This window comes from Aquabacterium sp. CECT 9606 (genome assembly GCF_918741295.1).
Lineage (GTDB): Bacteria > Pseudomonadota > Gammaproteobacteria > Burkholderiales > Burkholderiaceae_C > Aquabacterium.
Map to the genome: position 1 here is coordinate 275,896 of NZ_CAKKNB010000002.1, position 25,222 is coordinate 301,117.

The window sequence follows — 25,222 nt, forward strand, 5'->3', positions numbered from 1 at the left end:
AAACAAGAGGCCCGGCGCCTGGGAGGGCGTCGGGCAGAAATGGGTGAACTGACTGGATTATAGAAAGGGCCGCATGGCCCTTTCCGAGGGGTACTTACAGGCAGTACTGATTCACAATGGCCAGGACGGAGGATCGCGTGGTGGCCACGCCACCTGGATAGCTGATCAGGCCTGTTTCCGGCGTGGTCTGCCAGTTCAAGACGCGGCTGGGCGGCGATGCCAATTGCATCACGCTGGGGTAGGTCGCGTTGTAGTCGTAAGCCGGCGCCGTGGGGTTGTAAGCCGAAACTTTGGGTGCGCGCCAGGTGGCCCAGGTGAAAACATTGTTGGCATAGCCCAGGGTGGGGTCCGGATTCCAGTCCTGCAACCAGAAGTGCAGGGAGCCTGTGCCCGTGGGGCTGCCGCAATAGCGGTTGCCATACAGGACCGTGGATGGAGGGACCCAGACCGGCTTCTTGTTGGTCGCTTCGTCATGCCAAGCCAGGACATTGTTCGAGATCCGAACGTTGCTCGAGGGATAAGCGGCGTCGCTGCTGGCAATGGGGTGCACAAACACGCCATCCTGCAAATTGCCCACCAGCAAATTGCTGTCGATCACGGTGCTGGGGCTGCCCCGTAATTGAATACCCTGGTTGCGGTTGCCGAAAATGACATTGTTTTGAACTGTATTCGGACCGGAATTTTCAAGGAATATGCCAATGGTGTTGTAGGCCGAAACATTGTCTTTGATGACATTGTTGTCGTTGTAGGTGTCCAGCCAGATCCCCGTGCCATTGTTGGATGCAATGACGTTGCTGGAGATCTCCGAATTGTCCAGCCCGTTGTTCCCGATGAATTTGGTCGGGCCGGCCTCCCACATCGGATTGAAATTTCTGGCCGTGTTGTTGCCGGTGAAATAGTTGTTCTTGATCAGGTTGGTTGAACCGTTGGCCACGAGCCCGACCTGACCGCAGCGCTTGAAGGTCGAATTCTGCACTTTGTTGTTATTGCCTTCGATTTGCAGGCAATGTGAATCCGATTCCCGAAAATCGACACTATCGAAGTTGAGATAATTGCCGCTGGTCAGCACGGCGCCTCCGCGCCAATAGGCCGATGTATTCGAGCGTTCGAAAATCAAATTCTGGAAGGTGACGTTCTTCATGCCCGATCCCTGGGCGATGAACTGCAACGCGCCGACCTCGATGCCTTCGTTCGTGGCCAAGGGCGTTTCCAGCCGGATATAAAGAACCTTGGCGACGCGGTCATAGTAAAATTGGTTTTTTGCCAGGGACAGCAAACCCATGAACGGCGTGTAGCCTGGCCACAAACCGCCGACCACCCCGGATTCGCCCGCCAACAGGTCAGCATTGGTGGTTTTCGGGGTGGCGCTGGGGTCGTAGTCCCCGAAGACCTTGCCGCCCACCTGCTGAAGCTGGCGCTGCCCGTCGGGCAGCGAGTCACGGAAAACGACCTCGGGTTCCTGCGGCGTGGTTTGGCCGTATTGGGTTAATGTCCAGGAGATTTTGTACAAATAGCCGTTACTATTGGTTGAGTCGAGCGTCCAGTTCTTATAAATCAATGTGCCGCGGATGACCGGCTTGTACGTCGATCCAGATGGCGCCCGTATGGTGGTGGTTAACGTCGAGGAATTAAATTTGCTTATCGCCATCATGGACTGGCCGATGTAGGTCTGAGGGGTGCCCTGATTATAAAAATAATAGGGGACATTTGCGGAGGTGCCCCAAACCACGATGTCATCGCCGGCGGCTGCAGAATCAATGGCTTCTCGCAGATTTTTAAAGGGGTTGAAATAACCGCCGCAGCCGGTGGTAGGCAAGCTGCAGGCTCCGGTGCTGGTATTGCTCACGTAGATTGTGGCGGCTTGTGCAATAGGAGAAAGAGCCAGAGAAAGAACGCAAGCTAGTCGAAACTTCTTCATGGTGAATTCCTGTGGACATATTGAAGATGAATGCTGAAAACAGCATCTTCAATGGTTCACAAGCCTGCCCGAATTTGGCGATCGGGGGCTGACGCCGATGTATTCCCTGAAGATGTTATTTTCGAAAAGCAGTCTAGCGTCAGGCGATGCACCTGGATGTTGTTTAATTGCAGTGGCGCAATGACACGCAATTGTCTTGACCACCCGTCGGACTCAAACCTTGTCCAGCCGGAAAGTGGACACCACGTCCGTGAGCTTGACCGCCTGATCCTGCAGGCTTTCGGCCGCGGCGGCCGATTGTTCCACCAAGGCGGCGTTCTGCTGGGTCATCTGGTCGAGCTGGCTGATCGCGCCGTTGACCTGGTTGAGCCCGCCCGACTGCTCGTGCGATGCGGCGGAAATCTCGCCGATCATGTCGCTGACGCGGTTCACGCTGGCCACCAGTTCGTCCATGGTGGCACCGGCGTCCTGAACCAGCCGGGCGCCGTTCTCGACCTTGTCCACCGAGGTGCTGATCAGGGCTTTGATCTCGCGGGCGGCTTCGGCGCTGCGCTGGGCCAGTGAGCGCACCTCGCTGGCCACCACGGCAAAGCCACGGCCTTGCTCACCGGCGCGGGCGGCTTCCACCGCCGCGTTCAAGGCCAGGATGTTGGTCTGGAAGGCGATGCCGTCGATCACGCCGATGATGTCGGAAATCTTGCGCGAGCTGGCGGAGATCTCGTCCATGGTCTCGACCACCTGGGCGACGACGACACCTCCCCGCTGCGCGACTTCCGCTGCCGAGGAGGCCAGTTGGTTGGCCGTGGCGGCCGACTGGGCGCTGCGCTCGACGGTGGCCGTCAGCTGGGTCATCGAGCTGGCGGTGGTCTGCAGGTTGGCGGCGGTCTGTTCCGTGCGCTGGCTCAGGTCCGCGTTGCCATTGGCGACTTCGGATGTGACGTGTTGCAGGCTGTGGGCCGAGGTGCGCACCTGGCCCACCGTGTGACGCAGTTTGCTCACCATGTCGTTCAAAGCCGTGAACAGGCGACCCACTTCATCGCGCCGGCCTGGCTGATGCTCTTGTCCACTTCATCGACCGGGGCCACCACTTCGATCAGGCCGCGCACGTCGCCGACCTTCCAGTCCCTCTTGGGCGACTGGGGATGACTGTTGTGGCAGGCCACACAGCCTTCCTTCATCACGTCGGCCACGGCGTAGCGAACGACAGGCGGCCATTGATTTCCTCGACGCTGTGGATGGGGGTTTTCGGGTCTTTTTCCAGGGCAGCGAGGGCGGCGCTCTGGAAGGTGTCCAACTGGCGACCGTTTGCCCGGTTGGGAAAGGGGTGGTTGGACAGCAGGCGCAGCTCGGTGCCCGGGTAGTCCTTGGCGATGGTCTCGCCCAAAGCCTTGACGAGCGTGGCGGGCGGGGGCAGGGTGGCGTTTTTCTCGGCGCAGACACACAAGGGTGGCTTAACGCTTGCCCCTGGTCTTTCCCCGTTATCGGCAACTTTTCAGGCGAGCTGAACCGCGTTGCGGTCACTGGGGCAGAGGTCGCCCAACTTGTCGCAACAAATCCGCCAGGGTCTTGCCCGGCTCATCCGCGAAGGTGCGCGGGCCGACCTGCAATTGCTGGATGCGGTCGATGCGGAACTGCCGGAAGTCTTCGCGCAGCTCGCACCAGGCCGACAGCGTCCAGACGGTGTCCCAATACAGGCAGGCCAGGGGCCGCAGCCAGCGGTCGCTGGGCTGGCCGTTCACATCCTGGTATTGGATGCAGACCACGCATTTCGATTCGATGGCCCGGCGCAACTGGCCCAGTCGGTCCAGGTGCAGCGGCTCGTGGGGCCGCGAGAGCGAGTGCAGTTGCAGGCTGTCGGCGGCGGCGCGGCTGTCGGTGGGCAGCACGCTCAAAATCTTGCTGAGCGCATCTTCGGCCCGCGCGGCCAGGTCCCGGTCAAGCCGGTTGCGCGCGATGCGCACCGACGCCACCAGGGCCTGGGCTTGTTCGGCGGTGAACATGAGCGGGGGCAGGTTGTAGTCGCGCGCCACGCGGTAGCCCACGCCGGCCTCGCCATCGATGGGCACGCCCTGCGCCTGCAGGGCGGCCACATCGCGGTAGACCGTGCGCACCGACACTTCCAGGCGCTGTGCCAGCCAGTCCGCCGTGGACAGGCGGCGGCCCCGCATCAGTTGCAACAGTTGGAAGAGTCGGTCGGCGCGGCGCATGGTGCCGGTATTGTCCTCAGCTTTGGGCGTGCAGACCCACTCGGCGGCCTTCGGGGTCGGTCACGTGCGCGAAGCAGCCCATGCCTTGGGGCAGTTCCTGGCGCGGCGTGATGATGCGGCCGCCAGCAGCCTCCACACGTTGCAAGGCGGCGTCCAGACTGGGGGCGGCGTTCAGGTAGACCAGGGCGCCGCCGTGGTGATCGAGCGGGGCATTGGGCTCGGCCAGCAGGCAGCCGTGGATGCCACCGTCGTCGGCCGGGAAGACCGCCATGTCGGCACCGCCAAAGTTTTCGCGCTTGAGCTTGACGCCCAGCATTTTTTCGTAAAACGGCTGGGTGCGGTCAATGCTGCGGACCGGCAGTTCGAACCAGTGGATGGCGTGGTGGATGGCGGTGGATGGGTTGCTCATGACAGGCTCCTTGGGTGTTGTTGACAGGAGCCTTCATGGTGCCCAGGGGCTGCTGACAACGTGGTGTCAGGAGGGTGCGCTGGCCAGCGTTTCAAGGTGTTTGGCCAGGCGCCAGTGTGTGGCATCCGAGACAGGGGTCATCGGCGGGCGCAGCTCGTTGTCCAGCCACCCTTGCAGGTGCAGCGCCGCCTTGACGCCACTGGGATTGGGCTCGTCGAACAAGGTGCGCACCAGCGGGGCCAGGGCGTGGAAGAGCGCGCGCGCATCCTGCAGTCGTTGCTCTTGCACCGCCTGGTACAGCGCCACGAACAGCTCGGGCCGGACCTGGGCCGAAGCGGCGATGGCCCCGTGCCCGCCCATGCACAGCGTGGTGAACACGGCCGCGTCCTCGCCAGTCAGCACGGCCAGGCGCCCGTCGGCGATCAGGGCTTGCGTTTTGTCGGGCGAGCCGCCGCAGTCCTTGATGGCCCGGATGTTGGGGTGGGCGGCCAGGGCCAGCAGCGTGTCCAGCTGGATCTCGACACCCGTGCGGTAAGGGATGTCGTACAGCACCAGGGGCACGGACGAGGCATCGGCCAAGCGGGTGAAGTGATCGGCGATGCCCTGCTGGGTGGGGCGCACATAGGCCGGCGCCGGCACCATCACGCCCGCGATAGGGCGGGTGGCGAAAATTTGCAGCCGCCGCTGCAGATCACTGGGGTGCACCCCGGCCAGGCCCACCATCACCGGCAGGCCTTGGGCGGCCTCCAGCACGGTGTCCAGCACGGCCAACTGCTCGTTGTCGTCCAGCATGGCGGGCTCGCCCGTGGTGCCTAACGGCGCCAGTCCATGGACACCTTGGGCGGTGCAATGGCCCACCAATCGCCGCAAGGCCGCGTGATCGACCGCCCCGTTTTGAAAGGGCGTGACCAGTGGCACCCAGACGCCTGAAAAAAGGGAAGACATGACAACACTCCTGAAACATTGACCGCATGAAGGGGCCGTTCAGAAGAGCGAGGACATTGGGGGATGAGTGTGTCCCTTGGCAGGGCACGTCAGCTGCTGTTCCGTCGCTCATCTGGACGGAACAGCGTGGCTCCGGTCAGATGAGCTGCTGTTTTTTGGATTTGAAGGAGAAGGCCGGGGCGTTCATGGCTTGAGTGTACCCAAAGTGCCAATGAATTCGCGCACCGCCTGGGCAAAGGCCTGCGGCTGCTGCAGCGTGACCCAATGCCCCGCGTTCAGCTCGCGGCGCGTGAGGCTGGGCACCCAGCGGGCCAGGTCGGCGGTCAGGGCTGGGCTGACAAAGCGGTCTTTCAAAGCCACCAGCAGCAGCACCGGCGCATGGGCAAAGCGCTCGCGCGGTCGCGCCATGCAGGCAAACACATTGGCGCGGTACAGGTTGATGCCATGGGCGCCGTCGTCGGCCTGCGAGGCCCGGGGCTCGATGTGGGTGCTTTCCAGAAAGCGCATCAGGCCGGGCCAGTGGCGGCCCAGCACCCCGTGCCAAAGGGCTTCCGGCAGCCACGGCAGCTGGAAGAAGTAGATGTACCAGGACTTGAGCGACTGCATGCCCAACTGGCCCAGGCCCGTGGCGCTGGGGTGGCGCAAGCGGTCGCGCATCCAGAAGCCCACGTGGTCCAGCGAAGGGCCGGAGCAGGAGGTGTAGGAGGCGATGCGGCCCTTCAGCGCCGGCTCGGTGACGAACTCCCAGCTTTGCACCGAGCCCCAGTCGTGCGCCACCAGGTGCACGGGCTGGTCGGGGCTCACGGCGTTGATCACGGCGGTGAAGTCCTCGGTCAGGCGGGCCAGCTTGTAGTCGGCCACGGCGGTGGGTTTGAAGGACTCGCCCGCACCGCGCACGTCGTAGGCCACCACGTCGAAGTCCTTGCGCAGGTGCTGGGCCACGGCCTCCCACTTGCTGCTGTTGTCGGGGTAGCCATGCACCAGCACCATGACGGGCTTGCCCGCAGTGCCCCAGCGCCGCAAGGCCAGACGGCCGCCGGGGGCCTGGACAAAGGAAGAAGTGCTGGACAGTGGGGTGTTCATCCAGCGGATGTTAATGACTCGCAGGTCAATAACCTAGGGGTGGGCGCGACAGCAGGGAAGTGGCGGCGACATTCGGCCCCCGGGTCTTCCTTGGAAATCAGGTGGTGCAAGCCTGCCGCACGGCGCGCTCCCACTGCGCCATCAAGTCCTGCGCACGTTCACGAGGCAGGGTAGGGTGGAAGACGCGGTCGGTCTGCCACAGGCGGGCCAGGGTGGCCGTGTCTTCGTAGACGCCGCAGGACAGGCCGGCCAAAAATGCCGCGCCCAAGGCTGTGGTCTCGACCACCTTGGGCCGCACCACCGGGATGCCGAGCAGGTCGGCCTGGAACTGCATCAAGAGGTTGTTGACGCAGGCACCGCCGTCCACACGCAGTTCGGTCACCGGGTGGCCGCCCGCGGCAACCGCGTCGCGGCTCATGGCCAGCAGCAGCGCCGCGCTTTGGAAGGCGATGGATTCGAGCGCGGCGCGCGCGATGTGCGCCACGGTGCTGCCCCGCGTCAGGCCGACGATGGCGCCGCGTGCTTCGCTGTCCCAGTAGGGCGCGCCCAGGCCGGTGAAGGCGGGCACGAAGATCACGCCGCCCGAGTCGGGCACGCTTTCGGCCAGGGATTGCACCTCGCTGGCGGCGCGGATGGCTTGCAGGCCATCGCGCAACCACTGCACCACCGCACCGCCGATGAAGACGCTGCCTTCAAGCGCGTACTGGGCGGGCGCTGTGCCCACTTGCGCGGCGGCCGTGGTCAAGAGGCCATTGGCCGAAGGCTGGGCCAGGCCGCCGGTGTGCATCAGCATGAAGCAGCCGGTGCCGTAGGTGTTCTTGGCCAGGCCCGCGGTGAAGCCCGCCTGCCCGAACAGGGCGGCCTGCTGGTCGCCCGCGATGCCGCCAATGGGCAGGCCCTGGAGCCCGTCCACATCGGCCACGCCAAACGCGTGGCTCGATGGGTGCACGCTGGGCAGCAGCGAAGGCGGGATGCCGAGCAGGCTCAGCAACTCCTCATCCCATTGCTGGGTGTGGATGTTGAACAGCAAGGTGCGCGAGGCGTTGGTGATGTCGGTGGCGTGCACGCGGCCACCGGTCAGCTGCCACAGCAGCCAACTGTCCACCGTGCCGAAGGCCAGCTCGCCGCGCTCGGCGGCAGCGCGCGCGCCATCGACGTTGTCCAGCAGCCACTTCAGCTTGGTGCCCGAAAAGTAGGGGTCGATCACCAGCCCGGTCTTGGCGCGGATGGTGTCGCTCAGGCCGCGCTCGCGCCATTGGGCGCACAGGCTTTCGGTGCGGCGGTCTTGCCAGACGATGGCATGGGCCACGGGCTCGCCAGTGTCACGGCGCCACAGCACCGTGGTCTCGCGCTGGTTGGTGATGCCGATGGCGCGCACGTCGGTCAGGGCATGGCCTTGCGCTTTCGCTTGTTGCAAAGCGGCCAGGGCGGTGTCGCGCTGGCTGGTCCACAGCTCGATCGGGTCGTGCTCGACCCAGCCGGGGCGCGGGTAGACCTGGCGGATCTCGCGCTGGGCTTGCGCCAGGATCTGGCCGTGCTCGTTGAACACGATGCTGCGCGAACTGGAGGTGCCCTGGTCCAGGGCGAGGATCAAGGCCATGTCAGGGTGCAATGGTGAGCGCGACGCCGGCTTCCTGCAGCAGCGCCGGGAAGGGCGCTGGCGGCAGGGCTTCGGTGAACACGCGTTTGATGTGGTGCAGCCGTCCAGCCTCGGCCAACGCGGCCTGGTTGAACTTGCTGACGTCGGTGGCCAGCCAGCATTCGCGGGCCTGGTTCATCATGGTCTGGGCCACGGGCAGCTCGCGCAGGTCGATGTCGCGCATGGTGCCATCGGCGTCGATGCCCATGGTGGACTGGATGGTGATGTCGACCTTGAACTGCTGCAGGAAGGCCACGGTGCTTTCGCCCTCCAAGGCGCAATCGCGCGTGCGCAGGATGCCGCCAGCGATGTGCAGCTTGCAGTCAGGGTGCTCGCTCAAGACCTGGGCGGCGTGCAGGTTGTGCGTGATGATGCGCAGGCCGGGGCGGCGCAGCAACTCGCGCGCAATCGCCTCCACCGTGGTGCCGGTGCCCAGCATCAAACTGGCCCCATCGGGGATGGCCGAGACCACCGAGCGGGCGATGCGCGCCTTGGCGTCGGCGCGCAGGGCTTGCCGCGCTTTCCAGGCGCCCACCGAGGGCGCGGTGCGTGGCAGGCTGACGCCACCGTGAAACCGCAGCAGCAAGCCCGCGTCGGCCAGGCGCTGCACGTCGCGGCGCACGGTCTGCATGGTCACGTTCAGGCGCAAGGCCAGGCGTTCAACTGACACGGCCCCGCGCGCGCGCACTTCTTCGAGCAGTGCGATCTGGCGCGGGTTGGGCCTCCAATCGTCGCTGGCGGGCGCGACAACGGCTTCCTTCGTGGATGGGTTGCTCGTCATGACGGTCAGGCTAAACGAAAAAAACCAACATTAATGAAAAAAAACGAGCTTGCCTAGTGGGGGATGATCTGCCCGAGGCGTGTAAGAAAGTCGCCAAAGTATGATTTGCGGTCAGGTGAAAAAGGAGACCTCGTTTGTCAACGACCAGTGCTGAGGCTTCATCGGCGGATCACCATTGCGATGTCCTCGTGGTGGGCGGCGGCATCAATGGCGTGGGCATCGCGCGCGACCTGGCCGGGCGCGGTTGGAACGTGGTGCTGTGCGAGCAGGACGACCTGGCCAGCCACACCTCGTCGGCATCGACCAAGCTGATCCATGGTGGCCTGCGTTACCTGGAATATGGCGAGTTCTCCTTGGTGCGCAAGGCCTTGGCCGAGCGCGAACTGCTGCTGCGCTCTGCCCCGCACATCATGTGGCCACTGCGTTTTGTGCTGCCGCACGACGCGTCCATGCGGCCGGCCTGGATGATCCGCATGGGCCTGTGGTTGTACGACAACCTGGCGGTGCGCGAATTTTTGCCGGGCAGCAGCAGCATCAACTTGCGCGGGCATGCGCTGGGCGCGCCCCTGAACGCCAAATGGTCCAAGGCCTTTGTTTACTCCGATGGCTGGGTGGACGATGCCCGCCTGGTGGTGCTGTGTGCGATGGATGCCGCTGAACGGGGTGCGATGATTCTGCCGCGCACCCGCTGCGAGAAACTGCAGGCCATGCCGGGCGGCTGGTTGGCCGAGCTGGTGAACCACGATGCGCTCACGCAAGAGGCCACGCACACGATCCGCGTCAGGGCGCGTGCCGTCGTCAATGCCGGCGGGCCCTGGGCCGAGCACCTGTTGCGCCAAGTCATGGGCGTGCAGCCCAGGGCGTCGTCCAGCAAACGTGACGCGGCCCATGCCCATTTGCGCCTGGTCAAGGGCAGCCACATCGTGGTGCCGCGCATCTTCAACCACGACCACGCTTACATCTTCCAGGGCGAAGACCGCCGCATCATCTTCGCGATTCCGTATGAGCGCCACTTCACCTTGATCGGCACCACCGACGTGGAGCACAAGGCCGCGCCAGGCGCCGTGGGCGTTGATCCCGAAGAGGTGATGTACCTGTGCCAGCACGCCAGCCGCTACTTCCGCCAGGCGGTGCAGCCGGGTGATGTGGTGTGGCAGTTCGCGGGGGTGCGCCCCTTGCTGGACGATGCCAGTGGCAAGGCTTCGGCCGTGACGCGCGACTATCGGCTGGAGGCGCAGTCTTTTCCAGCGCCGTGGTTGACGGTGTGGGGCGGCAAGCTCACCACCTTCCGCTTGTTGTCAGAAGAAGCGGCCGACTTGGTGGGGCGCCAACTGGGCGAGTTGCGCCACCGCTGGACGGCCGATGCCGTTTTGCCGGGCGGGCAGTTGACCGACCTGATCGATGAGGCCGTGCACCCCGATCTGGACATGACCGAGTTCCAGTCGCGCTTGCGCCGGCGCCATGCCTGGCTGGACCTCGGATTGATGCGCCGCTGGACGCGTGCGTATGGCAGTCGTGTCTTGCGCCTGCTGGATGGTGTGACATCGCGGGCCGACCTGGGTGCGGAGGTGGCGCCCGACCTGTACGAGATCGAGTTGTTTTACCTGAAGCGGCACGAGTGGGCGCAAACGGCCGATGACATCCTGTGGCGGCGCAGCAAGCTGGGACTGCATTACACGCCGGAGCAGCGCCAGGCGGTGGCCGATTGGTTGCAGGCCCAGTCGGCGCCGGGGCGCACGCTGGGGTTTCACCACAGTGGGATGAGCCGCTGATCGATGGCCTTGCTTCTGTCTGGAAACGCGGGGCGGGGGATTCGGCGGAGGCGGGCGGGGCTCCTATGGTGGCGGTCCACCGCGTTGCGGCGGACTGCTCTCGGTGCTCGGCCACGGCGGGCGGCTGCGGAACTCGCGCTGCGCGCTCAAACAGTCCTCGCCGACCCCTCGCGGTGCGAGGGGCAACCCGCCGCGGCCTGTGCGCCTCGACGCCCCCAAAGTCGCCCCGCCCGCCTCCGCCGAACCCCTGATCCACCCCGCTGGTGGCATGCCACGGCCGCATTTCGTGCCACGCCACCAGCGGGGCGAAACAAGGGCTGGGTGGGTATCCGGCTGGGCGCCTTGTTGGTGCTGAGCACCGCAAGGCAGTCCCGCTTGAAAAGCGGGACCACCAACACGAGGCCTTGACGGATACCCGCCCAGCCCTCGCCCCGCGCTCCCAGCCAGCACCTCACACATCCTTGAGCCCCTGCCGCCACTGCAAAGGCGGCACGCCCGACCAACGCTTGAAAGCCCGCGAAAAAGCGCTTTGCTCGGAATAGCCCAGCAAGGCACCCACCTCGGCCAACGTCAACCTGGGGTCGCGCAAATGCAGCTCGGCCACCTGCTGCAAGGCCGTTTCGCGCAGATCCCGAAAGTTCAAACCCTGCTCGGCCAGGCGACGGTAAAACACGCGGGGCGACAGCCGCAATGCCTGGGCCACCTGCTCCAACTCTGGCGTGCCCAAGGGCGCCAGGTGAGCCACCACGCGCCGGGTCACCTCGCCCAGGTCGCCGGCATCCGGCAACTGCGCCATGGCCGCGTCCACCTGCTCTTCCATCAGCTTGAGCAGCGTGGGGTCTGCCTGGCGCAAGGGCGCCATCAGGCTGTCCAGCGGGATGGCCAGGCGTGTCATGGGCTGGTTGAAGCGCACCGGGCAGCCAAAGTAATCCAGGTAGGGCCGAAGATCAGATGGCGGCGGATTCACGAAATCGACCTGGACCAAAGGCAGTTGCTGCGCACACACATCGCGCCCAAACTGCACCAGGCCGGCGATGCCTGATTCGTCGAACAAAGCCCCTGGCTTGCCATGCGCGATGCCCCATTGCAGCTCCAGGTTGCCGCCTTCAATGCGGTGCTGCACCGGGTTGATGTCGTGGACCAGGCGGTGGTAACGCTGGATGCGCTGCAGCGCACCCCCCAGGTTCTCGCAGGCCAGCAGCACATAGCCCAGCGCGCCCAGGTGCGCCGGCTGGATGGTCTGCCCCAGGTGCAGGCCCAGCAAGGGATCGTGCAGGCGTTCGGCCGCCTTGATCAGCAACTGGCAATAAGCCTCGGCCGAGAAGCGACCCAGTGGGTTGGCACTGCCCAGATCCAGGTCTCGGGGCAGCACCCCATGGGGATCAAGACCTTTCGATGACAGGTATTCGCCCAGCACCCGCACCAGGTTGAGCGGCACCATGCCTTGCACCACATCGCGCTCGTACAGGCGGGCGGGCAGGGATGGGTGCGAGGAAAGCGGGGACAAGGGCGGCATGGACGAAATTGTCAAATTTCAGGTCGATCAGGTCAAGACGGGTCATCCCTGCCTGGCTATGCTGGGCGCTCCATTGAGGAGCATTCACCGCATGAGCAGTCACCCACGCCCCAGCATTTTCATCACAGGCGCTGCCGCCGGCATCGGGCGGGCCGTGGCCGAGCGCTTTGCCCATGCCGGCTGGTTCGTGGGGCTGTATGACGTGGACGAAGCGGCCCTTCGGGCCTTACGCGAGCAACTGGGCGCGGACCGTTGCCACGCGGGTCGATTGGATGTGTCCAATGCCGATGATTGGGCGCCCCAGTTGGAGGCCTTCTGGCAGGCCGCAGGACAGCGGCTTGATCTTTTGTTCAACAACGCCGGCGTGTCCGTGACCAGCCCCTTTGAAGAGGCCGAACTGGCCCGCCACCACCGCCTCATCGACATCAACCTGAAGGGCGTGGTCAACGGCTGCCACCATGCTTTGCCCTTCCTCAAGCGCACGCCGGGCGCGCGCGTGGTCAACATGTGCTCGGCCTCGGCACTGTATGGCCAGCCCATGCTCAGCACCTATTCGGCCACCAAGGCGGCGGTGCGCGGCTTCACCGAGGCGCTCGACATCGAGTGGCAGCGCCACGGCATCCGCGTGGTCGATGTGCTGCCTTTGTTCGTCAACACCGCCATGGTCCGTGATGACGTCAGCAAGATGAAGACCGTGCAGACCCTGGGCGTGCGACTGAGCGCCGACGACGTGGCCCGCACCGTCTGGCGTTTGTCGCAAGGCAAGCCTTCGCGCTTGCCCGGCCACTCGGTCGTGGGTTGGCAGACCAAGTTGTTCTACCAATTGGCCAAGCATTCGCCCGATGCGATCAACCGTTTCGTCACGGCGCGCATGGCCGGCCAGTGACGCCCTTCACTTTTCAAAGACCGCTTCATGATGACCATTGACACCACGCCTTTGCCCGCCGGCATGAAGGCGCTGACCGACTTTGACCAGGCCCGCGAATCCAACAGCCCGCAAGCGCGGCTGCAAGAGGTGCGCCGCCGCGCGCAGGCCCTGCACGACCGCATGATGGCCGAGCCCGAAGTGCTGTTCTACCGCAGCTTCGACCTCATCCGCGCGCCTTATCCCACCTACTACGCGTTCTCAGGCGTGTTCGCGCATCGGGGCTTCAAGTTCCCGCTGGTGCACTTGCTCAACCGCTTGTTCGTGGTGCAGTACCGTGACCATGCTGGCGTGGTGCGCACGCTCATGCTTTCACCCACCGACCATGAAGCCAACCGCGAGACGCCATTCTTCAAACGGCTGGCGCAAAGCGTGCCGCGCAGCTTCAACAGCGTGTTTGCACCGCAGTACCACACGGTGCAAAGCGCCCTGGCCGAATGCGGCATCCAGCCCGAGCAGGTGGACTACATCAGCTACGACCACCTGCACACGCAAGATGTGCGGCGTTGGCTGGGCAGCCACGGCACGCCGGGCTTCTTTCCCAAGGCCAAACTGCTGGTGCACCACCAGGAGTGGGCGTCGACCCAGCACCTGCTGCCCATCCAGGCCGATTGGTATTGCCCGCGTGGCATCGATGGCATCGCGCCCGAGCGCGTCATCACCTTTGACCGCAGTGTGAGCCTGGGCCCAGGCCTGGCGCTGGTCCACACGCCCGGTCACACCGAGGGCAACCACTCGATGGCGGCGCGCGTGCCCGATGGCATCCGCGTGACCAGCGAGAACGGCGTGGGCGTCGATGCCTACGAGCCCAGGCACTCGCGCATCAACGCGGTGCGCAAGCACGCCTTGAGCACGGGGGTGGAAGTGATCCTGAACGGCAACACGCTGGAGGGCAGCAACGACCAGTACATCTCCATGGTGCTCGAGAAAACACTCGCCGGGCCTTCGGCCAATCCGGCATACCCCAACTGCGCCACCTCCAGCGAGCGCACGCCGTTCTGGTTGTTCCCCGGCGATGTGGCCAGCCACCTGTTTGGTGAAGCGCATTTCGGCCAGGTGCAGGGTCGATGAGGCCGGGCGACGACGGCGTGCTGGTCACCGGGGGCTGCGGCTTCCTGGGCCGCGCTTTGGTCAACCAGCTTTTGCGCCAAGCCACTGGCCCTGTCCAGGTGCTGGCGCTGCTCCACGAAGCAGTGCCGCCTGAATGGTCATCGCGCGTCAAGGTAGTGCGTGGCGACATCACCCGCCTTGAGGATGTGGCGCTGGCCGCGCAAGGCTGTGCGCGCATCTTCCACCTGGCCGCCTTGGTGGGGGACGGCGGCACGTACGCCCAGCACGAGCGCGTCACCGTGGGCGGCACGGCGCATGTGTTCGAGGTGGCGCGGCGGCAGGACTCGGCCGTGGTCCTCACCACCAGCGTGTGCGCCTATGGCGATGCCATCCAGCGCGGCGTGTGCCGTGAAGACACGCCGCTGGGCCAGCCGCAAGGCCCTTATGGCCGGGCCAAGCAAGGCCAGGAGGCGCTGGCCTGGCGCTTTCGCGATCAAGGGGGGCGGGTGTGCGTGGTGCGGCCCGCCAACATCATCGGGCCGGGCTCGGGGCCCTGGTTGCTGGACGCTGCGCACGCCTTGCGCCAAGGATTGCCGGCCTTGGTGGGCGGTGGGCAGGGGTGCGCTGCACTGGCCATCGTGGACAACGTGGCCGACTTTTTGGTGCTGGCCAGCCAGACACCCGTGGCCTTTGGCCAGGCCTTCAACATCCACGACGGATTGCCGCTCACGTGGCGCCGCTACTTCACGGACCTGGCCGCCTTGATGGGCACGCCGCCGCCACGGTCCACCCCGCGAGCGCTGGCCTACCTGGGCGCCCGCGTGGTCGAGCCCGTCTACAGGCGCTTTTTGCCCAAGCAACGTCCGCCCGTGACGCGCGAGGCGCTCAACCTGATCGCGTGGGACAACCAGTTCCCCACCGACAAGGCGCGTTCCCTGGGGTGGGCTCCGGCCGTGGACTACCCGCAAATCCTGCGGTCGATCCAGCAGGACATCCAGGCGCGCGGGCTTTGAGTTTGCTTGCGCTTCAGGCCTGGTCGCGGGGCAGCAGGAAATGGCCGCGCGCCGTGGCCACCGGCTTGCGCTGGTCTTCTTGCCACACCGTGACTTGCACCAGCGCCACGCGGCTGCCTTGCCGGATCGTGGTGGCTTGCGCGAAGGTGTCCACCGGCCGGGCCGAGCGCAGGTAGTCGATCGAGAAATCGACGCCGCGCGGTGGCGTGCCGTCGCTCAAGCCCATGGTCGAGACCAGGTGCAGCACCATGGCCGTTTCGGCAAAACCGGCCAACACGCCGCCATGCAAAGCGGGCAGCACCGGGTTGCCGATCAGATCGGGCTTGAAGGGCAGGCGGAACAAGGGTGCGTCATCACCCTCCGCCGAGCTTTGGTGCACGGCGAGGTAATCCACATAAGGCGACACGCCGGGTTTCAACGCGGGTGTCACGGTGGGTGGCAGAGCTTGGGCGGCTTCAGCGGGCTTGGCCTCGGCGGTGGCCCGGGCGGGCTTGGGCGCGGCCGACGGGTCACGCCGCACGCTGGCCGTGGCCCGCATGAACGTGGCCTGCACGGTGGCCAGCACCTCGTCTTGCCCTGGCTGGCGGATCTCACCGCGCACAAAGGCGACGCTGCGCGACAGGCGGTGGCATTCGGCGTGGCAGATCAGCTCGCGGTCGGCCACGGCGGGGCGCAGGTAGTCCATGCGCAAATCCAGCGTGGCGAAGGGCTCCATCACGTCCAGCGCGGTGCCCACGGCCACGCCGCAAGCGGTGTCGGCCAGGACGGTCAGCACGCCAGGGTGCGTGAGTTGGCGCTCGGCGTCGCCGGTCCAGTCGCCGCAAGCCGGCATGGCCAGCGTCGCGTGGTTCTGCAAGGCCTCGGTCACGCGCATGTTGGAGGCGCGGGCATAAGGGATGCCGGCGATGAAGGCGTGGACCCATTGCAGGCGGTCACTGTCGTTGAAAAGGCTCATGGGGATCGTGGCGGAATCAGGGGGAAGGTCAGGGCTTGGGCACGAGTTTGACGGACAGGCCGGCGGCTGTCACGCGGATGTCTTCCACCTGGTAGCCGCGACGGTCCACCTCGCGCAGGTCTTCGGGCTTGAACTGGTGGATGGGGTAGTCCTGCAATTTGTCTTGGGCCAACATCGCGCCCAGCTTGGTCCACTGCCGCTGCGTGGCCTCCGACAAACCAGCAATCGCCAGCTTGTCGATGGTCACCGTGTTCAAGCGGATGGTGCGGTCTTGCGCTTCATAGCGCATGCCGAAGCTGACGCCCACCGTGCCTTGGTAGCTGCGGCCAAACAGGCGGTCCGTGGCCTTGATGTCGAACTCGGACGCGACGCGGTTGGTGTCGGGATTGAGCTGAAGCCTCGGCGCTTGCGCTTCGACCTCGAACACCTCGGCCAGCGTCTTGCGCATGGGGAATTGTTTGGACAGCTTTGCCAGCAGTTGCTCCCGCGAGATCTCGACGGTGCGCGGGCCCATCAGGGTGGCGCAGCCAGCCAGGCCCATGGCCAGCGCGGCGGCGATGACGAAGAGCGATCGTCGGTTCGGGATCAATGAATTCATGAGGCGAGGGGCAAGGTGGACCATTGTTGCAGCGTCATCACGTTCACGCCCAGCAGCCTGGCGCGCCGGGCCAGCTTGAGCAAGGCGGCATCCTTGCTGATCAGCCAGCGTGCGCCCACGTGCAGGGCGAGGTCGATGAACACCTGGTCATCGGGGTCCTTGCACTTCAGCGGGCCGCGGGGCGGTTCGTCCACCATCTGGGCATGGCTGAACACCGTGGTGGTCAGGGCTTGATCAGGCTGCCAGCGCGCGAACGCGCTGCGTGGCCACACGTGGCCCCATTCGGTCTGCATGGCCGGGCTGGCCAGCCAGCGCAGTTGGCCCGCTTGCAGGGCTTCGGCCAGGGGCGAGGCGGACGGGTCCTTGAACACGCGCCAGTCGAGCAGGGCGTTGGTGTCCAGGATGATGATGGGCACTTCGGCCGCGGCAGGAGTGCTGGCTTCGGTGTTCATGCCGCGCCGCTGATCACGCCGCCACCCAGACAGATGTCACCGTCGTACAGCACAGCCGACTGGCCCGGGGTCACGGCCCATTGCGGCTGGGCAAAACTCAAGCGCAGGTGCGCGTGGTCGGCCGCGTCAATCGAGCAGGCCGCGTCCGCTTGCCGATAGCGTGTCTTGGCCGCACAAGGGCTCAGGGGCGGCGCATTGCCCGCCACCCAACTCAGGTCATCGGCGCTCAAGGTGTGCGATTGCAGCCAGGAGTGGTCGTGCCCTTGCACCACATACAGCACATTGGCCGCCATGTCCTTGCGAGCCACGAACCAGGCGTCGTGCTCGCCCCCGCCGCGCGGCGCGCCCTTTTCTTTCACGCCGCCAATGCCGATGCCCTTGCGCTGGCCCAGCGTGTAAAAGCTCAAGCCCACGTGCTCACCCAAAGTGCGGCCGCGGTCGTCCTTGATCAGGCCTGGCTGGTTCGACAGGTACTTGTTCAGAAACTCGCGGAACGGCCGTTCGCCGATGAAGCAAATGCCGGTCGAGTCTTTCTTCTTGGCGTTGGGCAGACCGATCTCAGCCGCGATGCGCCGCACCTCGGTCTTGGGCAACTCGCCCACGGGGAACATCGTCTTGCTCAGTTGCGCCTGGTTCAGGCGGTGCAAAAAATAGCTTTGATCTTTCAGCGGGTCCAGGCCCTTGAGCAACTCGAAGCGGCCTTCGCGCTCACGCACTCGGGCGTAGTGCCCCGTGGCAATCTTCTCGGCGCCCAGGCGCATGGCATGGTCCAAAAAGGCCTTGAACTTGATCTCGGCGTTGCACAGCACATCGGGGTTGGGCGTGCGGCCGGCCTGGTACTCGCGCAGAAAATCAGCGAAGACGCGGTCTTTGTAATCGGCCGCGAAGTTGACGTGCTCGATCTCGATGCCCAGCACATCGGCCACGCTGGCCGCGTCCAGGAAATCCTGACGGGTCGAGCAATATTCGCTGTCGTCGTCATCTTCCCAGTTCTTCATGAAGATGCCGACCACCTCGTGGCCCTGCTGCTTGAGCAGGTGCGCGGTGACCGCTGAATCGACGCCGCCGCTGAGGCCGACGACGACGCGCTGCGGCCGGGCGGCGCTCATGCCGAGCGGACGGCGGCTGGCGGTGCGAAGACGCTGTCGTGGATCGTCAGGATGGACAAGGGATAGCGCACGCCCGACAAGTAGGTTTCCAGGCACTCGAGCACCAGGGGGCTGCGATGACGCTCAGGGCAGGCGCGGATTTCGTCGGCGGTCATCCACACGGCGCGCACGATGCCTTCATCCAGCTGCAACGTGGGGTCGGGCTCAGACACGGTGCCGAAGAAGGTCAGGCGCAGGTAGGTGATGTCCTCGCCAGTGCGCGTGCGCCGAAAGCGAGACATGTACATGCCCAGAAAGCCTTGCGGGGTGAACTGGCAGGCGGTCTCTTCCAGCGTCTCGCGCATCACGCCTTGCAACGGTGATTCACCTGGATCGAGGTGGCCGGCCGGGTTGTTCAGCAGCAGGCCATCGCTGGTCTGTTCTTCCACCAGCAGAAAGCGGCCGTCGCGCTCAACCACCGCCGCCACAGTGACGTTGGGTTTCCAGCGTTGCGAAGGAACAAGGGGGGAGCCAGCCTTGGCCTCCGCTTCCAAAATATCGGCGGTCTTCATGAGCGCAGGATTATCCGTCAATGGTGTGTCAATGTGTGGCAATCGTGATTCTTCACAATGTGACAACGCCGACCCTCACATTTGAGGGTGCGCCAGCCACGGTCGCACCGAGAATGCAAGATTGTTGTGTATGCTGGCAGGTTTGGCGCAAATGCCGCTGCCGCACCCCCTAATTAGGAGACCGTATGCTGATTGGCATACCCTTGGAGACCGCTGTCGGTGAAAGCCGCGTGGCCGTGACCCCCGAGACGGTGAAGAAATTGAAGGCGCAAGGGCACACCCTTCGCGTCCAGTCCGGTGCCGGCATTGCCGCCAGCGTGACCGACGAAGCCTACGCTGCCGCTGGCGCCGAAATCACCGATGTGGCTGGCGCGTTTGGCGCCGACATGGTGCTCAAGGTGCGGGCGCCCTTCGCCAACGAACTCGCGCTGCTCAAGCCTGGCGCGGTCGTGGTGGGCATGCTCAATCCCTTCGACAAGGCCGGTTTGCAGGCGCTGACCGACGCCCAGGCCACCGGCTTCGCGCTCGAAGCAGCGCCCCGCACCACGCGTGCGCAGAGCATGGACGTGCTGTCCTCGCAAGCCAATCTGGCGGGCTACAAGGCCGTCATGATCGCCGCCGACAAGTACCAGCGCATCTTCCCGATGCTGATGACCGCCGCGGGCACCGTCAAGGCCGCCCGCGTGGTGATCCTGGGTGTGGGCGTGGCCGGTTTGCAGGCCATCGCCACGGCCAAGCGCCTGGGCGCGGTCATCGAAGCCTCCGACGTGCGTCCTTCGGTGAAGGAACAGGTCGAATCCTTGGGCGCCAAGTTCATCGACGTGCCTTACGAAACCGCTGAAGAAAAAGAAGCCGCCGAAGGCGTGGGGGGCTATGCCCGCCCCATGCCCCAAAGCTGGCTGGACCGCCAGAAGGTGGAAGTGGCCAAGCGCGTGGCCGCCGCCGACATCGTCATCACCACCGCCCTGATCCCCGGCCGTGCCGCCCCCGTGCTCGTGACCGAGGACATGGTCAAGGCCATGAAGCCGGGTTCGGTGATCGTGGACCTGGCGGCCGCACAAGGCGGCAACTGCCCCCTGACCGAGGCCAACCAGGCCGTGGTCAAGCATGGCGTGACCCTGGTGGGCGAGACCAACCTGCCGGCCCTGGTGGCCGCGGATGCCTCGGCCCTGTACGCGCGCAATGTGCTGGATTTCCTGAAGCTGGTCTTCAACAAGGAAGGCCAGTTCCACGTGGACCTGGAAGACGACATCGTCAAGGCTTGCCTGGTGTGCCAGGGCGGCCAACTGCTGCGCGCCTGACGACGGATCGAGGAGACTGATATGCAACGCCAAATGCTGCGTGCCAAGCTGCACCGCGCCACCGTGACCGAGGCCGACCTGAACTACGAAGGTTCCTGCGGCATCGACGAGAACCTGCTCGAAGCGGCCGACATGAAAGAGTTCGAGTACATCGAGCTCTACAACATCAACAACGGCGAGCGCTTCTCGACCTACGTCATCAAGGCCGCGCGCGGCTCGGGCGTGATCTCTCTGAACGGCGCGGCCGCGCGCAAGGCGCACGTGGGCGACCTGCTCATCATCTGCACCTACGCGCCCATGACCGAGGCCGAGGTGGCCGGCTACAAGCCCAAGGTGGTCTTGCTCGACGAGGGCAACGCCATCAAAGAAATCCGCAAGTTCGACTGATTTTTCAAATCCCCTGGAGACACGATGGAAGCCATTGCCCAAGTCGACCATGTCGTCATCAACCTGTCCATTTTCGTGCTGGCCATCTATGTGGGCTATCACGTGGTGTGGACGGTGACGCCGGCACTGCACACCCCCCTCATGGCCGTGACCAACGCGGTCTCGGCCATCGTCATTGTGGGTGCCATGCTGGCCGCCGCGCTGACCGTCACGCCGCTGGGCAAGACCATGGGCGTGCTCGCCGTGGCGCTGGCCGCGGTCAATGTGTTCGGGGGCTTCCTGGTCACCCGGCGCATGCTCGAAATGTTCAAGAAGAAAGACAAGAAAGCGGGAGCCAAGTAAATGAGCATGAACCTCATCGCTTTGCTCTACCTGTTCGCCTCGGTGTGTTTCATCCAGGCGCTCAAGGGTTTGAGCCACCCGACCACGTCGATCCGTGGCAATTTCTTCGGCATGGTCGGCATGACGATCGCCGTGCTGACCACCATTGGCCTCATCCATGGCCAGGCGCAGTCGCTGGGCATTGATTTCGGTGCAGGCCTGGGCTATGTGCTGGGCGCGCTGGTGATCGGCGGCGGTGCCGGCGCCATCATGGCCAAGCGCGTCGAGATGACCAAGATGCCCGAGCTGGTCGCCTTCATGCACAGCATGATCGGCCTGGCCGCGGTGTTCATCGCCGTGGCCGTGGTGGCCGAGCCTTACGCCTTCCAGATCGTGCAGAAGCTGGCCGACGGTACCGTGCCGCCGATCCCCACGGGCAACCGGCTTGAGCTGTCATTGGGTGCGGCCATTGGTGCCATCACTTTCAGCGGTTCGGTCATCGCCTTCGGTAAGCTGAGCGGCAAGTACAAGTTCCGCCTGTTCCAGGGCGCGCCGGTGAGCTTCAAGGGCCAGCACCTGCTGAACCTGGTGCTGGGCCTGGGCCTGATCGGCCTGATCGGCACCTTCATGGCCACGCAGCGCATGGACGTGTTCGTCGCGCTGATCGTTCTGAGCTTCGTCCTGGGCGTGCTGATCATCATCCCGATCGGCGGCGCCGACATGCCGGTGGTGGTGTCCATGTTGAACAGCTACTCGGGCTGGGCGGCGGCGGGCATCGGCTTCTCGCTGAACAACTCCATGCTGATCATCGCCGGTTCGCTGGTGGGCTCGTCGGGCGCGATCCTGAGCTACATCATGTGCAAGGCCATGAACCGCTCGTTCTTCAACGTGATCCTGGGCGGCTTTGGCGGTGATGCCGCCGCGGCCGTGGCGGGTGGCGCGCAAGCGGCGCGTCCGGTCAAGAGCGGTTCGGCTGACGACGCGGCCTTCGTGTTGGGCAATGCCGAGACCGTGATCATCGTGCCGGGCTACGGCCTGGCCGTGGCGCGTGCGCAACATGCCGTCAAGGAGCTGGCCGCCAAGCTCACCGAAAAGGGCATCACGGTGAAGTACGCGATCCACCCGGTGGCGGGGCGCATGCCTGGTCACATGAACGTGCTGCTGGCCGAGGCCGAAGTGCCTTACGACCAGGTGTTTGAGATGGAAGACATCAACGGCGAGTTCGGCCAGGCTGATGTGGCGATCATCTTGGGTGCCAACGACGTGGTGAACCCTGCGGCGCACACCAAGGGCAGCCCGATCTACGGCATGCCCATTCTGGAAGCGTACAAGGCCAAGACCATCATCGTGAACAAGCGCTCGATGGCGGCGGGTTATGCCGGGCTGGACAACGAACTGTTCTACAGCGACAAGACCATGATGGTGTTTGGCGATGCCAAGAAAGTGGTCGAGGACATGGTCAAGGCGGTCGAATAAGGATCCTTCAGGGGAGGGTGATCCCGGCCCTCTCTTAAGGGATTGTGCTTGGCACATGTCCCGGTGAAACTGCCGTAGGCATTCAATGCCGCTAATGCAGTTTTCACAGGGAGCCTCATGAAATTCAACATGACCACCGGCTTGGTCGTCGCCACTTTGGCGGCCATTGCCCTTTCGCACCAAGCTTCGGCCAGCGTTGTCACCATTGGCAACGGCAACATCGTCCAAACGAGCCAATATGTGGCCAACGCTGCCACCACCGACGAAGTCCATGTCATCGGTTTGTATGACGGTGGGAGTTCGGGGCCGAACTCCAACTCGCTGGGTGTTTACATCCCCGGAACGACCGTGGTGAATGTCCTGGGTTCCTCCACTGGCGCTGTGTCGTTGGTCTTGTCGGCCTATGAGCGAACCAACTGGTTCTTGATGGGGGATGGGGTCGCTTCCTTGACTTCGGTGGTCATCAACGGGTATGGCGCAAGCCAAGCTTTTGGCATTGACGGCGGCAAGGTGGTCAATCGATCAGGGCAGGGCAATTACATCGCGGCCTGCGGCTACTCGCTGCCCTACAACGGCGGAGGTTGCGACACAAGCGTCTTGATCTCCGGCATCGAAAGCTACCTCGGCAAGCCCATCACCACCTTCACCGGCCTCTATTCGAGCAGCCTCGAATTGGGCACGCTCACCAGTCTTGACAGTCCCGCCGCATTGCAGGTCACCGTGCGTATTGGCGCCGTGCCCGAGCCATCGACTGTTGTGCTGATCGGTATGGGCTTTGGCGCTTTACTGCTGATGCGCCAACGTCGCCAGAAGCGCTGAGGCGCGTGAAAAAGCCGGGCACTGCCCGGCTTTTGGTTTGGTTACCTGCTTCGGCTTAGGCCCAGTTGGCGGCGATCACCGGGTTGAGGGCGGTCTGGTAGTTGGCGGGCAAGGTGGTCTGGCCTGCGGTTGGTGGCGTGAAGCTGGCCATGGCGTTGACCAGGTTGTCCACGTTGCTCGCCGCCAGGGTCTTGCCATCGGAGAGCTTCACGCTTTCGACCTGGTTGGCCGCCGCGGTGTACCAGTTGTTGACAGTGAACTTGTCGTTCGTGCCGATGACGGAGATCTCCAGGTTGTTGCCGACGTGGCGCAGCCAGAGCTGGTTGGCGGTGACGCCTGACAAGACGTCTAGGCGGTCGATGCCGCCGGAGTCGGACAGGGTGTCGATGCCTTGGTCTCGGCCCCAGATGTAGGTGTCGTTGGATGTGGTGGAGGTGTCGATCAGGGTGTCGTTATCTGCTCCACCGTTCAAGACGTCGTTGCCTTCGCCTCCGTCTAGTGAGTCGTTACCCTCATCGCCATACAACATGTCATTGCCAAGCCAGCCCTCGATTTGGTCAGTCCCTCCACCCCCACGAAGTGTGTCGTTTCCAGTTCCAGTTGTGCTGCCACTGGTCGCGAGTATGTTTGAATCGCCCCAGATGTAGTCGTACCCATCGCCGCCAATGATGGAGTCGTGGCCTTCGCCACCGGCGAGGATATCGTCGCTATTACTGCCCATGATGGTGTCGTTGCCTGCCATTCCGGCGATAGCATTCCCGCCGCTGCTCGCGATGAGAGTATTGTCAAGAGCATTACCTCTGGCAAAACCGTCGACCATCAGAGTCAGATTCTCAATATTTTCGGCTAGGTTATACGGATCGTATGTGTCCGAAAGAAGAATGACCGTATCGGTACCGGTGGTGCCGACTTCTTTGACACGGTTAAATGTTAGGTTGCCAAAGTCATCTTCCGTGTTGACAACGTAATAGGTGTCGTCACCATTTCCGCCGTACAGAGTGCTGTTGCCAAGCGCGCCGTATAGAGTATCGTTACCCTCGCCGCCGTACAGCGAGTCATTACCGCCACCTCCCTCGATGTAGTCGTTACCTACCCCGCCATCAACGAAGTCATTGCCTTCACCCGCCCAAATGATGTCGTTGCCAATACCGGAGACGATGGTGTCGTTGCCGGCCCGGCTGTCAATGAAATCGGCAGCATCAGATCCGGTGATGAGGTTGCCCAGTGCGTTGCCATGGGCCAGGACGCCCGCCAGCAGGGTCAGGTTCTCCACATTGTTGGCCAGCGTGTAGTCGCTGTCGTAGGTGAACACGGTGTCAACGCCCGAGGTGGCCGAGTTGCCTTCGATCACCTGGTCACGGTGCAGCACGCCTTCGTCGTCCCAATAGTTGGTCACGTAGTAGGTGTCGTTGCCATCGCCGCCCGTGAGGGTGTCGGTGCCCAAGCCGCCGTAGAGGCCGTCGTTGCCTTCGCCTCCATCCAGTGCATCATCGCCCTCGTCGCCGTAGAGTGTGTCGTTGCCTTGGCCGCCCGTGATGGTGTCGTTGCCGCCGCGGCCGTAGAGGTAGTCGACTGCGGCTGAGCCCGTGATGAGGTTGCCCAAAGCGTTGCCAATGCCCAGGCCACCCGCCGTCAAGGAGAGGTTCTCGACGTTCTTGGCCAAGGTGTAGCCGCTGCTGGCGGTGATGACGGTGTCGATTCCGGACAAGGCAGTGTCCAGCTCGACCACCTTGTCCAGGTGAACGATGTCGCCATCTTGGGCAAAGGTCACGTGGTAGGTGTCATTGCCATTGCCGCCGACCATGGAGTCGTCGCCAGTGCCACCGTCGAGTGTGTCGTTGCCGGTGCCGCCCAGCAGGGTGTCGTTGCCACCCAAGCCTTGCAGGACATCGCTGGTGCCGAAGGCGCTTCGGTCGATGTTGTCATTGAGCGTGTCTGAGCCAATGTAAATGTTAGCCATGTCAAAAGTTTCCCTGTGAAAGGTTGTTGAAAGTC

Annotated in this window: 25 protein-coding genes and 1 pseudogene; 9 read left to right on the plus strand and 17 right to left on the minus strand. The window is 64.2% G+C overall.

All coding sequences use genetic code 11. The annotated features are described in order from the left end of the window. Window positions 1–94: 94 nt before the first annotated feature. The 10 genes and pseudogenes from LQ232_RS09005 to LQ232_RS09050 all read right to left on the minus strand — a co-directional run bounded on the left by LQ232_RS09005 (window position 95) and on the right by LQ232_RS09050 (window position 8,982). Entirely contained in the window at window positions 95–1,918 is a 1,824-nt protein-coding gene (locus LQ232_RS09005) for a right-handed parallel beta-helix repeat-containing protein (protein ID WP_230179984.1), read from the minus strand. Between the two features lie 213 nt (window positions 1,919–2,131). After that, window positions 2,132–2,959 (minus strand): annotated as a pseudogene (locus LQ232_RS09010) (methyl-accepting chemotaxis protein); the annotation flags it as partial. After that, window positions 2,926–3,096 (minus strand): DUF3365 domain-containing protein, encoded by a 171-nt coding sequence (locus LQ232_RS09015; protein ID WP_230180696.1) that lies wholly within the window; start codon window positions 3,094–3,096, stop codon window positions 2,926–2,928. The gene LQ232_RS09015 and the pseudogene LQ232_RS09010, both read right to left, overlap by 34 nt. Beyond that, window positions 3,096–3,362 (minus strand): hypothetical protein, encoded by a 267-nt coding sequence (locus tag LQ232_RS09020; RefSeq protein ID WP_230179985.1) that lies wholly within the window; start codon window positions 3,360–3,362, stop codon window positions 3,096–3,098. The genes LQ232_RS09015 and LQ232_RS09020 overlap by 1 nt, the downstream gene beginning before the upstream one ends. A gap of 73 nt (window positions 3,363–3,435) precedes the next feature. Further along, entirely contained in the window at window positions 3,436–4,125 is a 690-nt protein-coding gene (locus LQ232_RS09025; RefSeq protein WP_230179986.1) for a YafY family protein, read from the minus strand. A gap of 16 nt (window positions 4,126–4,141) precedes the next feature. After that, window positions 4,142–4,534: a VOC family protein gene (locus LQ232_RS09030; protein ID WP_230179987.1), complete on the minus strand. Its 393-nt coding sequence runs from the start codon at window positions 4,532–4,534 to the stop codon at window positions 4,142–4,144. Between the two features lie 66 nt (window positions 4,535–4,600). Beyond that, complete coding sequence (gene dapA / locus LQ232_RS09035; protein ID WP_230179988.1) at window positions 4,601–5,479, minus strand: 4-hydroxy-tetrahydrodipicolinate synthase; 879 nt, start codon at window positions 5,477–5,479, stop codon at window positions 4,601–4,603. A 183-nt stretch (window positions 5,480–5,662) separates the two neighbouring features. Then, window positions 5,663–6,562: an alpha/beta fold hydrolase gene (locus LQ232_RS09040; protein ID WP_230179989.1), complete on the minus strand. Its 900-nt coding sequence runs from the start codon at window positions 6,560–6,562 to the stop codon at window positions 5,663–5,665. A 97-nt stretch (window positions 6,563–6,659) separates the two neighbouring features. Continuing rightward, on the minus strand, window positions 6,660–8,162 hold the full coding sequence (gene glpK / locus LQ232_RS09045; protein ID WP_230179990.1) for a glycerol kinase GlpK: 1,503 nt from the start codon (window positions 8,160–8,162) through the stop codon (window positions 6,660–6,662). A 1-nt stretch (window position 8,163) separates the two neighbouring features. Continuing rightward, entirely contained in the window at window positions 8,164–8,982 is an 819-nt protein-coding gene (locus LQ232_RS09050) for a DeoR/GlpR family DNA-binding transcription regulator (RefSeq protein ID WP_230179991.1), read from the minus strand. 134 nt (window positions 8,983–9,116) lie between these two features. On the opposite strand from LQ232_RS09050, the gene glpD reads away from it, so the two are divergent. Then, the gene (glpD, locus tag LQ232_RS09055) at window positions 9,117–10,754 is read left to right on the plus strand and encodes a glycerol-3-phosphate dehydrogenase (RefSeq protein ID WP_230179992.1); all 1,638 of its coding nucleotides are present in this window, start codon (window positions 9,117–9,119) and stop codon (window positions 10,752–10,754) included. Between the two features lie 451 nt (window positions 10,755–11,205). Here the strand turns inward: glpD and LQ232_RS09060 are convergent, their stop codons facing one another. Further along, the gene (locus LQ232_RS09060) at window positions 11,206–12,270 is read right to left on the minus strand and encodes an AraC family transcriptional regulator (RefSeq protein ID WP_230179993.1); all 1,065 of its coding nucleotides are present in this window, start codon (window positions 12,268–12,270) and stop codon (window positions 11,206–11,208) included. Window positions 12,271–12,361: 91 nt separating this feature from the next. Here LQ232_RS09060 and LQ232_RS09065 point away from each other — a divergent pair, with 91 nt between their 5' ends. The 3 genes from LQ232_RS09065 to LQ232_RS09075 are packed head-to-tail and all read left to right on the plus strand — an operon-like array spanning window position 12,362 to window position 15,258. Next, entirely contained in the window at window positions 12,362–13,156 is a 795-nt protein-coding gene (locus LQ232_RS09065; RefSeq protein WP_230179994.1) for an SDR family oxidoreductase, read from the plus strand. Window positions 13,157–13,183: 27 nt separating this feature from the next. Beyond that, window positions 13,184–14,266, plus strand: coding sequence for a hypothetical protein (locus tag LQ232_RS09070; protein WP_371820157.1), 1,083 nt, complete (start codon window positions 13,184–13,186; stop codon window positions 14,264–14,266). Next, entirely contained in the window at window positions 14,263–15,258 is a 996-nt protein-coding gene (locus tag LQ232_RS09075; RefSeq protein ID WP_230179995.1) for an NAD(P)-dependent oxidoreductase, read from the plus strand. Before LQ232_RS09070 ends, LQ232_RS09075 begins: the two co-directional genes overlap by 4 nt. Window positions 15,259–15,271: 13 nt before the next feature. Here LQ232_RS09075 and LQ232_RS09080 read toward each other — a convergent pair whose 3' ends face one another. Genes LQ232_RS09080 through LQ232_RS09100 form a run of 5 tightly spaced genes read right to left on the minus strand, consistent with a single transcriptional unit; the run spans window position 15,272 to window position 18,923 of the window. Then, window positions 15,272–16,213, minus strand: a complete 942-nt coding sequence (locus LQ232_RS09080; protein ID WP_230179996.1) for a PaaI family thioesterase — start codon at window positions 16,211–16,213, stop codon at window positions 15,272–15,274. A gap of 28 nt (window positions 16,214–16,241) precedes the next feature. Further along, window positions 16,242–16,811 carry a DUF1439 domain-containing protein gene (locus tag LQ232_RS09085; protein WP_230179997.1) on the minus strand — a complete coding sequence of 190 codons (570 nt, stop codon included), beginning with the start codon at window positions 16,809–16,811 and terminating at the stop codon, window positions 16,242–16,244. After that, window positions 16,808–17,263, minus strand: a complete 456-nt coding sequence (locus LQ232_RS09090) for a putative toxin-antitoxin system toxin component, PIN family (RefSeq protein WP_230179998.1) — start codon at window positions 17,261–17,263, stop codon at window positions 16,808–16,810. The genes LQ232_RS09085 and LQ232_RS09090 overlap by 4 nt, the downstream gene beginning before the upstream one ends. Continuing rightward, window positions 17,260–18,372: a tRNA 2-thiouridine(34) synthase MnmA gene (gene mnmA, locus LQ232_RS09095; RefSeq protein WP_230179999.1), complete on the minus strand. Its 1,113-nt coding sequence runs from the start codon at window positions 18,370–18,372 to the stop codon at window positions 17,260–17,262. Before mnmA ends, LQ232_RS09090 begins: the two co-directional genes overlap by 4 nt. Beyond that, entirely contained in the window at window positions 18,369–18,923 is a 555-nt protein-coding gene (locus tag LQ232_RS09100; protein ID WP_230180000.1) for an NUDIX hydrolase, read from the minus strand. Before LQ232_RS09100 ends, mnmA begins: the two co-directional genes overlap by 4 nt. Window positions 18,924–19,108: 185 nt before the next feature. Between LQ232_RS09100 and LQ232_RS09105 the strand changes: the two genes are divergently transcribed. The 5 genes from LQ232_RS09105 to LQ232_RS09125 all read left to right on the plus strand — a co-directional run bounded on the left by LQ232_RS09105 (window position 19,109) and on the right by LQ232_RS09125 (window position 23,227). Beyond that, window positions 19,109–20,224, plus strand: a complete 1,116-nt coding sequence (locus LQ232_RS09105) for a Re/Si-specific NAD(P)(+) transhydrogenase subunit alpha (protein ID WP_230180001.1) — start codon at window positions 19,109–19,111, stop codon at window positions 20,222–20,224. A 21-nt stretch (window positions 20,225–20,245) separates the two neighbouring features. Then, window positions 20,246–20,611: an aspartate 1-decarboxylase gene (gene panD / locus LQ232_RS09110; protein ID WP_230180002.1), complete on the plus strand. Its 366-nt coding sequence runs from the start codon at window positions 20,246–20,248 to the stop codon at window positions 20,609–20,611. Window positions 20,612–20,635: 24 nt separating this feature from the next. Beyond that, the gene (locus tag LQ232_RS09115) at window positions 20,636–20,953 is read left to right on the plus strand and encodes an NAD(P) transhydrogenase subunit alpha (protein WP_230180003.1); all 318 of its coding nucleotides are present in this window, start codon (window positions 20,636–20,638) and stop codon (window positions 20,951–20,953) included. Next, window positions 20,954–22,408: an NAD(P)(+) transhydrogenase (Re/Si-specific) subunit beta gene (locus LQ232_RS09120; RefSeq protein WP_230180004.1), complete on the plus strand. Its 1,455-nt coding sequence runs from the start codon at window positions 20,954–20,956 to the stop codon at window positions 22,406–22,408. Between the two features lie 117 nt (window positions 22,409–22,525). Continuing rightward, window positions 22,526–23,227: a PEP-CTERM sorting domain-containing protein gene (locus LQ232_RS09125; RefSeq protein WP_230180005.1), complete on the plus strand. Its 702-nt coding sequence runs from the start codon at window positions 22,526–22,528 to the stop codon at window positions 23,225–23,227. Window positions 23,228–23,282: 55 nt separating this feature from the next. Here LQ232_RS09125 and LQ232_RS09130 read toward each other — a convergent pair whose 3' ends face one another. Then, window positions 23,283–25,187 (minus strand): calcium-binding protein, encoded by a 1,905-nt coding sequence (locus LQ232_RS09130; protein ID WP_230180006.1) that lies wholly within the window; start codon window positions 25,185–25,187, stop codon window positions 23,283–23,285. Between the last annotated feature and the right edge of the window lie 35 nt (window positions 25,188–25,222).

Bases quoted from the DNA above. Each gene is read 5' to 3' on its own strand.
- LQ232_RS09030 (WP_230179987.1), bottom strand. From the start codon at position 4,534: ATGAGCAACCCATCCACCGCCATCCACCACGCCATCCACTGGTTCGAA.
- LQ232_RS09005 (WP_230179984.1), bottom strand. From the start codon at position 1,918: ATGAAGAAGTTTCGACTAGCTTGCGTTCTTTCTCTGGCTCTTTCTCCT.
- LQ232_RS09065 (WP_230179994.1), top strand. From the start codon at position 12,362: ATGAGCAGTCACCCACGCCCCAGCATTTTCATCACAGGCGCTGCCGCC.
- LQ232_RS09130 (WP_230180006.1), bottom strand. From the start codon at position 25,187: ATGGCTAACATTTACATTGGCTCAGACACGCTCAATGACAACATCGAC.
- glpK (WP_230179990.1), bottom strand. From the start codon at position 8,162: ATGGCCTTGATCCTCGCCCTGGACCAGGGCACCTCCAGTTCGCGCAGC.
- LQ232_RS09040 (WP_230179989.1), bottom strand. From the start codon at position 6,562: ATGAACACCCCACTGTCCAGCACTTCTTCCTTTGTCCAGGCCCCCGGC.
- LQ232_RS09100 (WP_230180000.1), bottom strand. From the start codon at position 18,923: ATGAAGACCGCCGATATTTTGGAAGCGGAGGCCAAGGCTGGCTCCCCC.
- LQ232_RS09060 (WP_230179993.1), bottom strand. From the start codon at position 12,270: ATGCCGCCCTTGTCCCCGCTTTCCTCGCACCCATCCCTGCCCGCCCGC.
- LQ232_RS09120 (WP_230180004.1), top strand. From the start codon at position 20,954: ATGAGCATGAACCTCATCGCTTTGCTCTACCTGTTCGCCTCGGTGTGT.
- LQ232_RS09115 (WP_230180003.1), top strand. From the start codon at position 20,636: ATGGAAGCCATTGCCCAAGTCGACCATGTCGTCATCAACCTGTCCATT.
- LQ232_RS09125 (WP_230180005.1), top strand. From the start codon at position 22,526: ATGAAATTCAACATGACCACCGGCTTGGTCGTCGCCACTTTGGCGGCC.
- LQ232_RS09075 (WP_230179995.1), top strand. From the start codon at position 14,263: ATGAGGCCGGGCGACGACGGCGTGCTGGTCACCGGGGGCTGCGGCTTC.
- LQ232_RS09085 (WP_230179997.1), bottom strand. From the start codon at position 16,811: ATGAATTCATTGATCCCGAACCGACGATCGCTCTTCGTCATCGCCGCC.
- LQ232_RS09015 (WP_230180696.1), bottom strand. From the start codon at position 3,096: ATGAAGGAAGGCTGTGTGGCCTGCCACAACAGTCATCCCCAGTCGCCC.
- LQ232_RS09080 (WP_230179996.1), bottom strand. From the start codon at position 16,213: ATGAGCCTTTTCAACGACAGTGACCGCCTGCAATGGGTCCACGCCTTC.
- LQ232_RS09105 (WP_230180001.1), top strand. From the start codon at position 19,109: ATGCTGATTGGCATACCCTTGGAGACCGCTGTCGGTGAAAGCCGCGTG.
- mnmA (WP_230179999.1), bottom strand. From the start codon at position 18,372: ATGAGCGCCGCCCGGCCGCAGCGCGTCGTCGTCGGCCTCAGCGGCGGC.
- LQ232_RS09070 (WP_371820157.1), top strand. From the start codon at position 13,184: ATGATGACCATTGACACCACGCCTTTGCCCGCCGGCATGAAGGCGCTG.
- LQ232_RS09050 (WP_230179991.1), bottom strand. From the start codon at position 8,982: ATGACGAGCAACCCATCCACGAAGGAAGCCGTTGTCGCGCCCGCCAGC.
- panD (WP_230180002.1), top strand. From the start codon at position 20,246: ATGCAACGCCAAATGCTGCGTGCCAAGCTGCACCGCGCCACCGTGACC.
- LQ232_RS09025 (WP_230179986.1), bottom strand. From the start codon at position 4,125: ATGCGCCGCGCCGACCGACTCTTCCAACTGTTGCAACTGATGCGGGGC.
- LQ232_RS09090 (WP_230179998.1), bottom strand. From the start codon at position 17,263: ATGAACACCGAAGCCAGCACTCCTGCCGCGGCCGAAGTGCCCATCATC.
- dapA (WP_230179988.1), bottom strand. From the start codon at position 5,479: ATGTCTTCCCTTTTTTCAGGCGTCTGGGTGCCACTGGTCACGCCCTTT.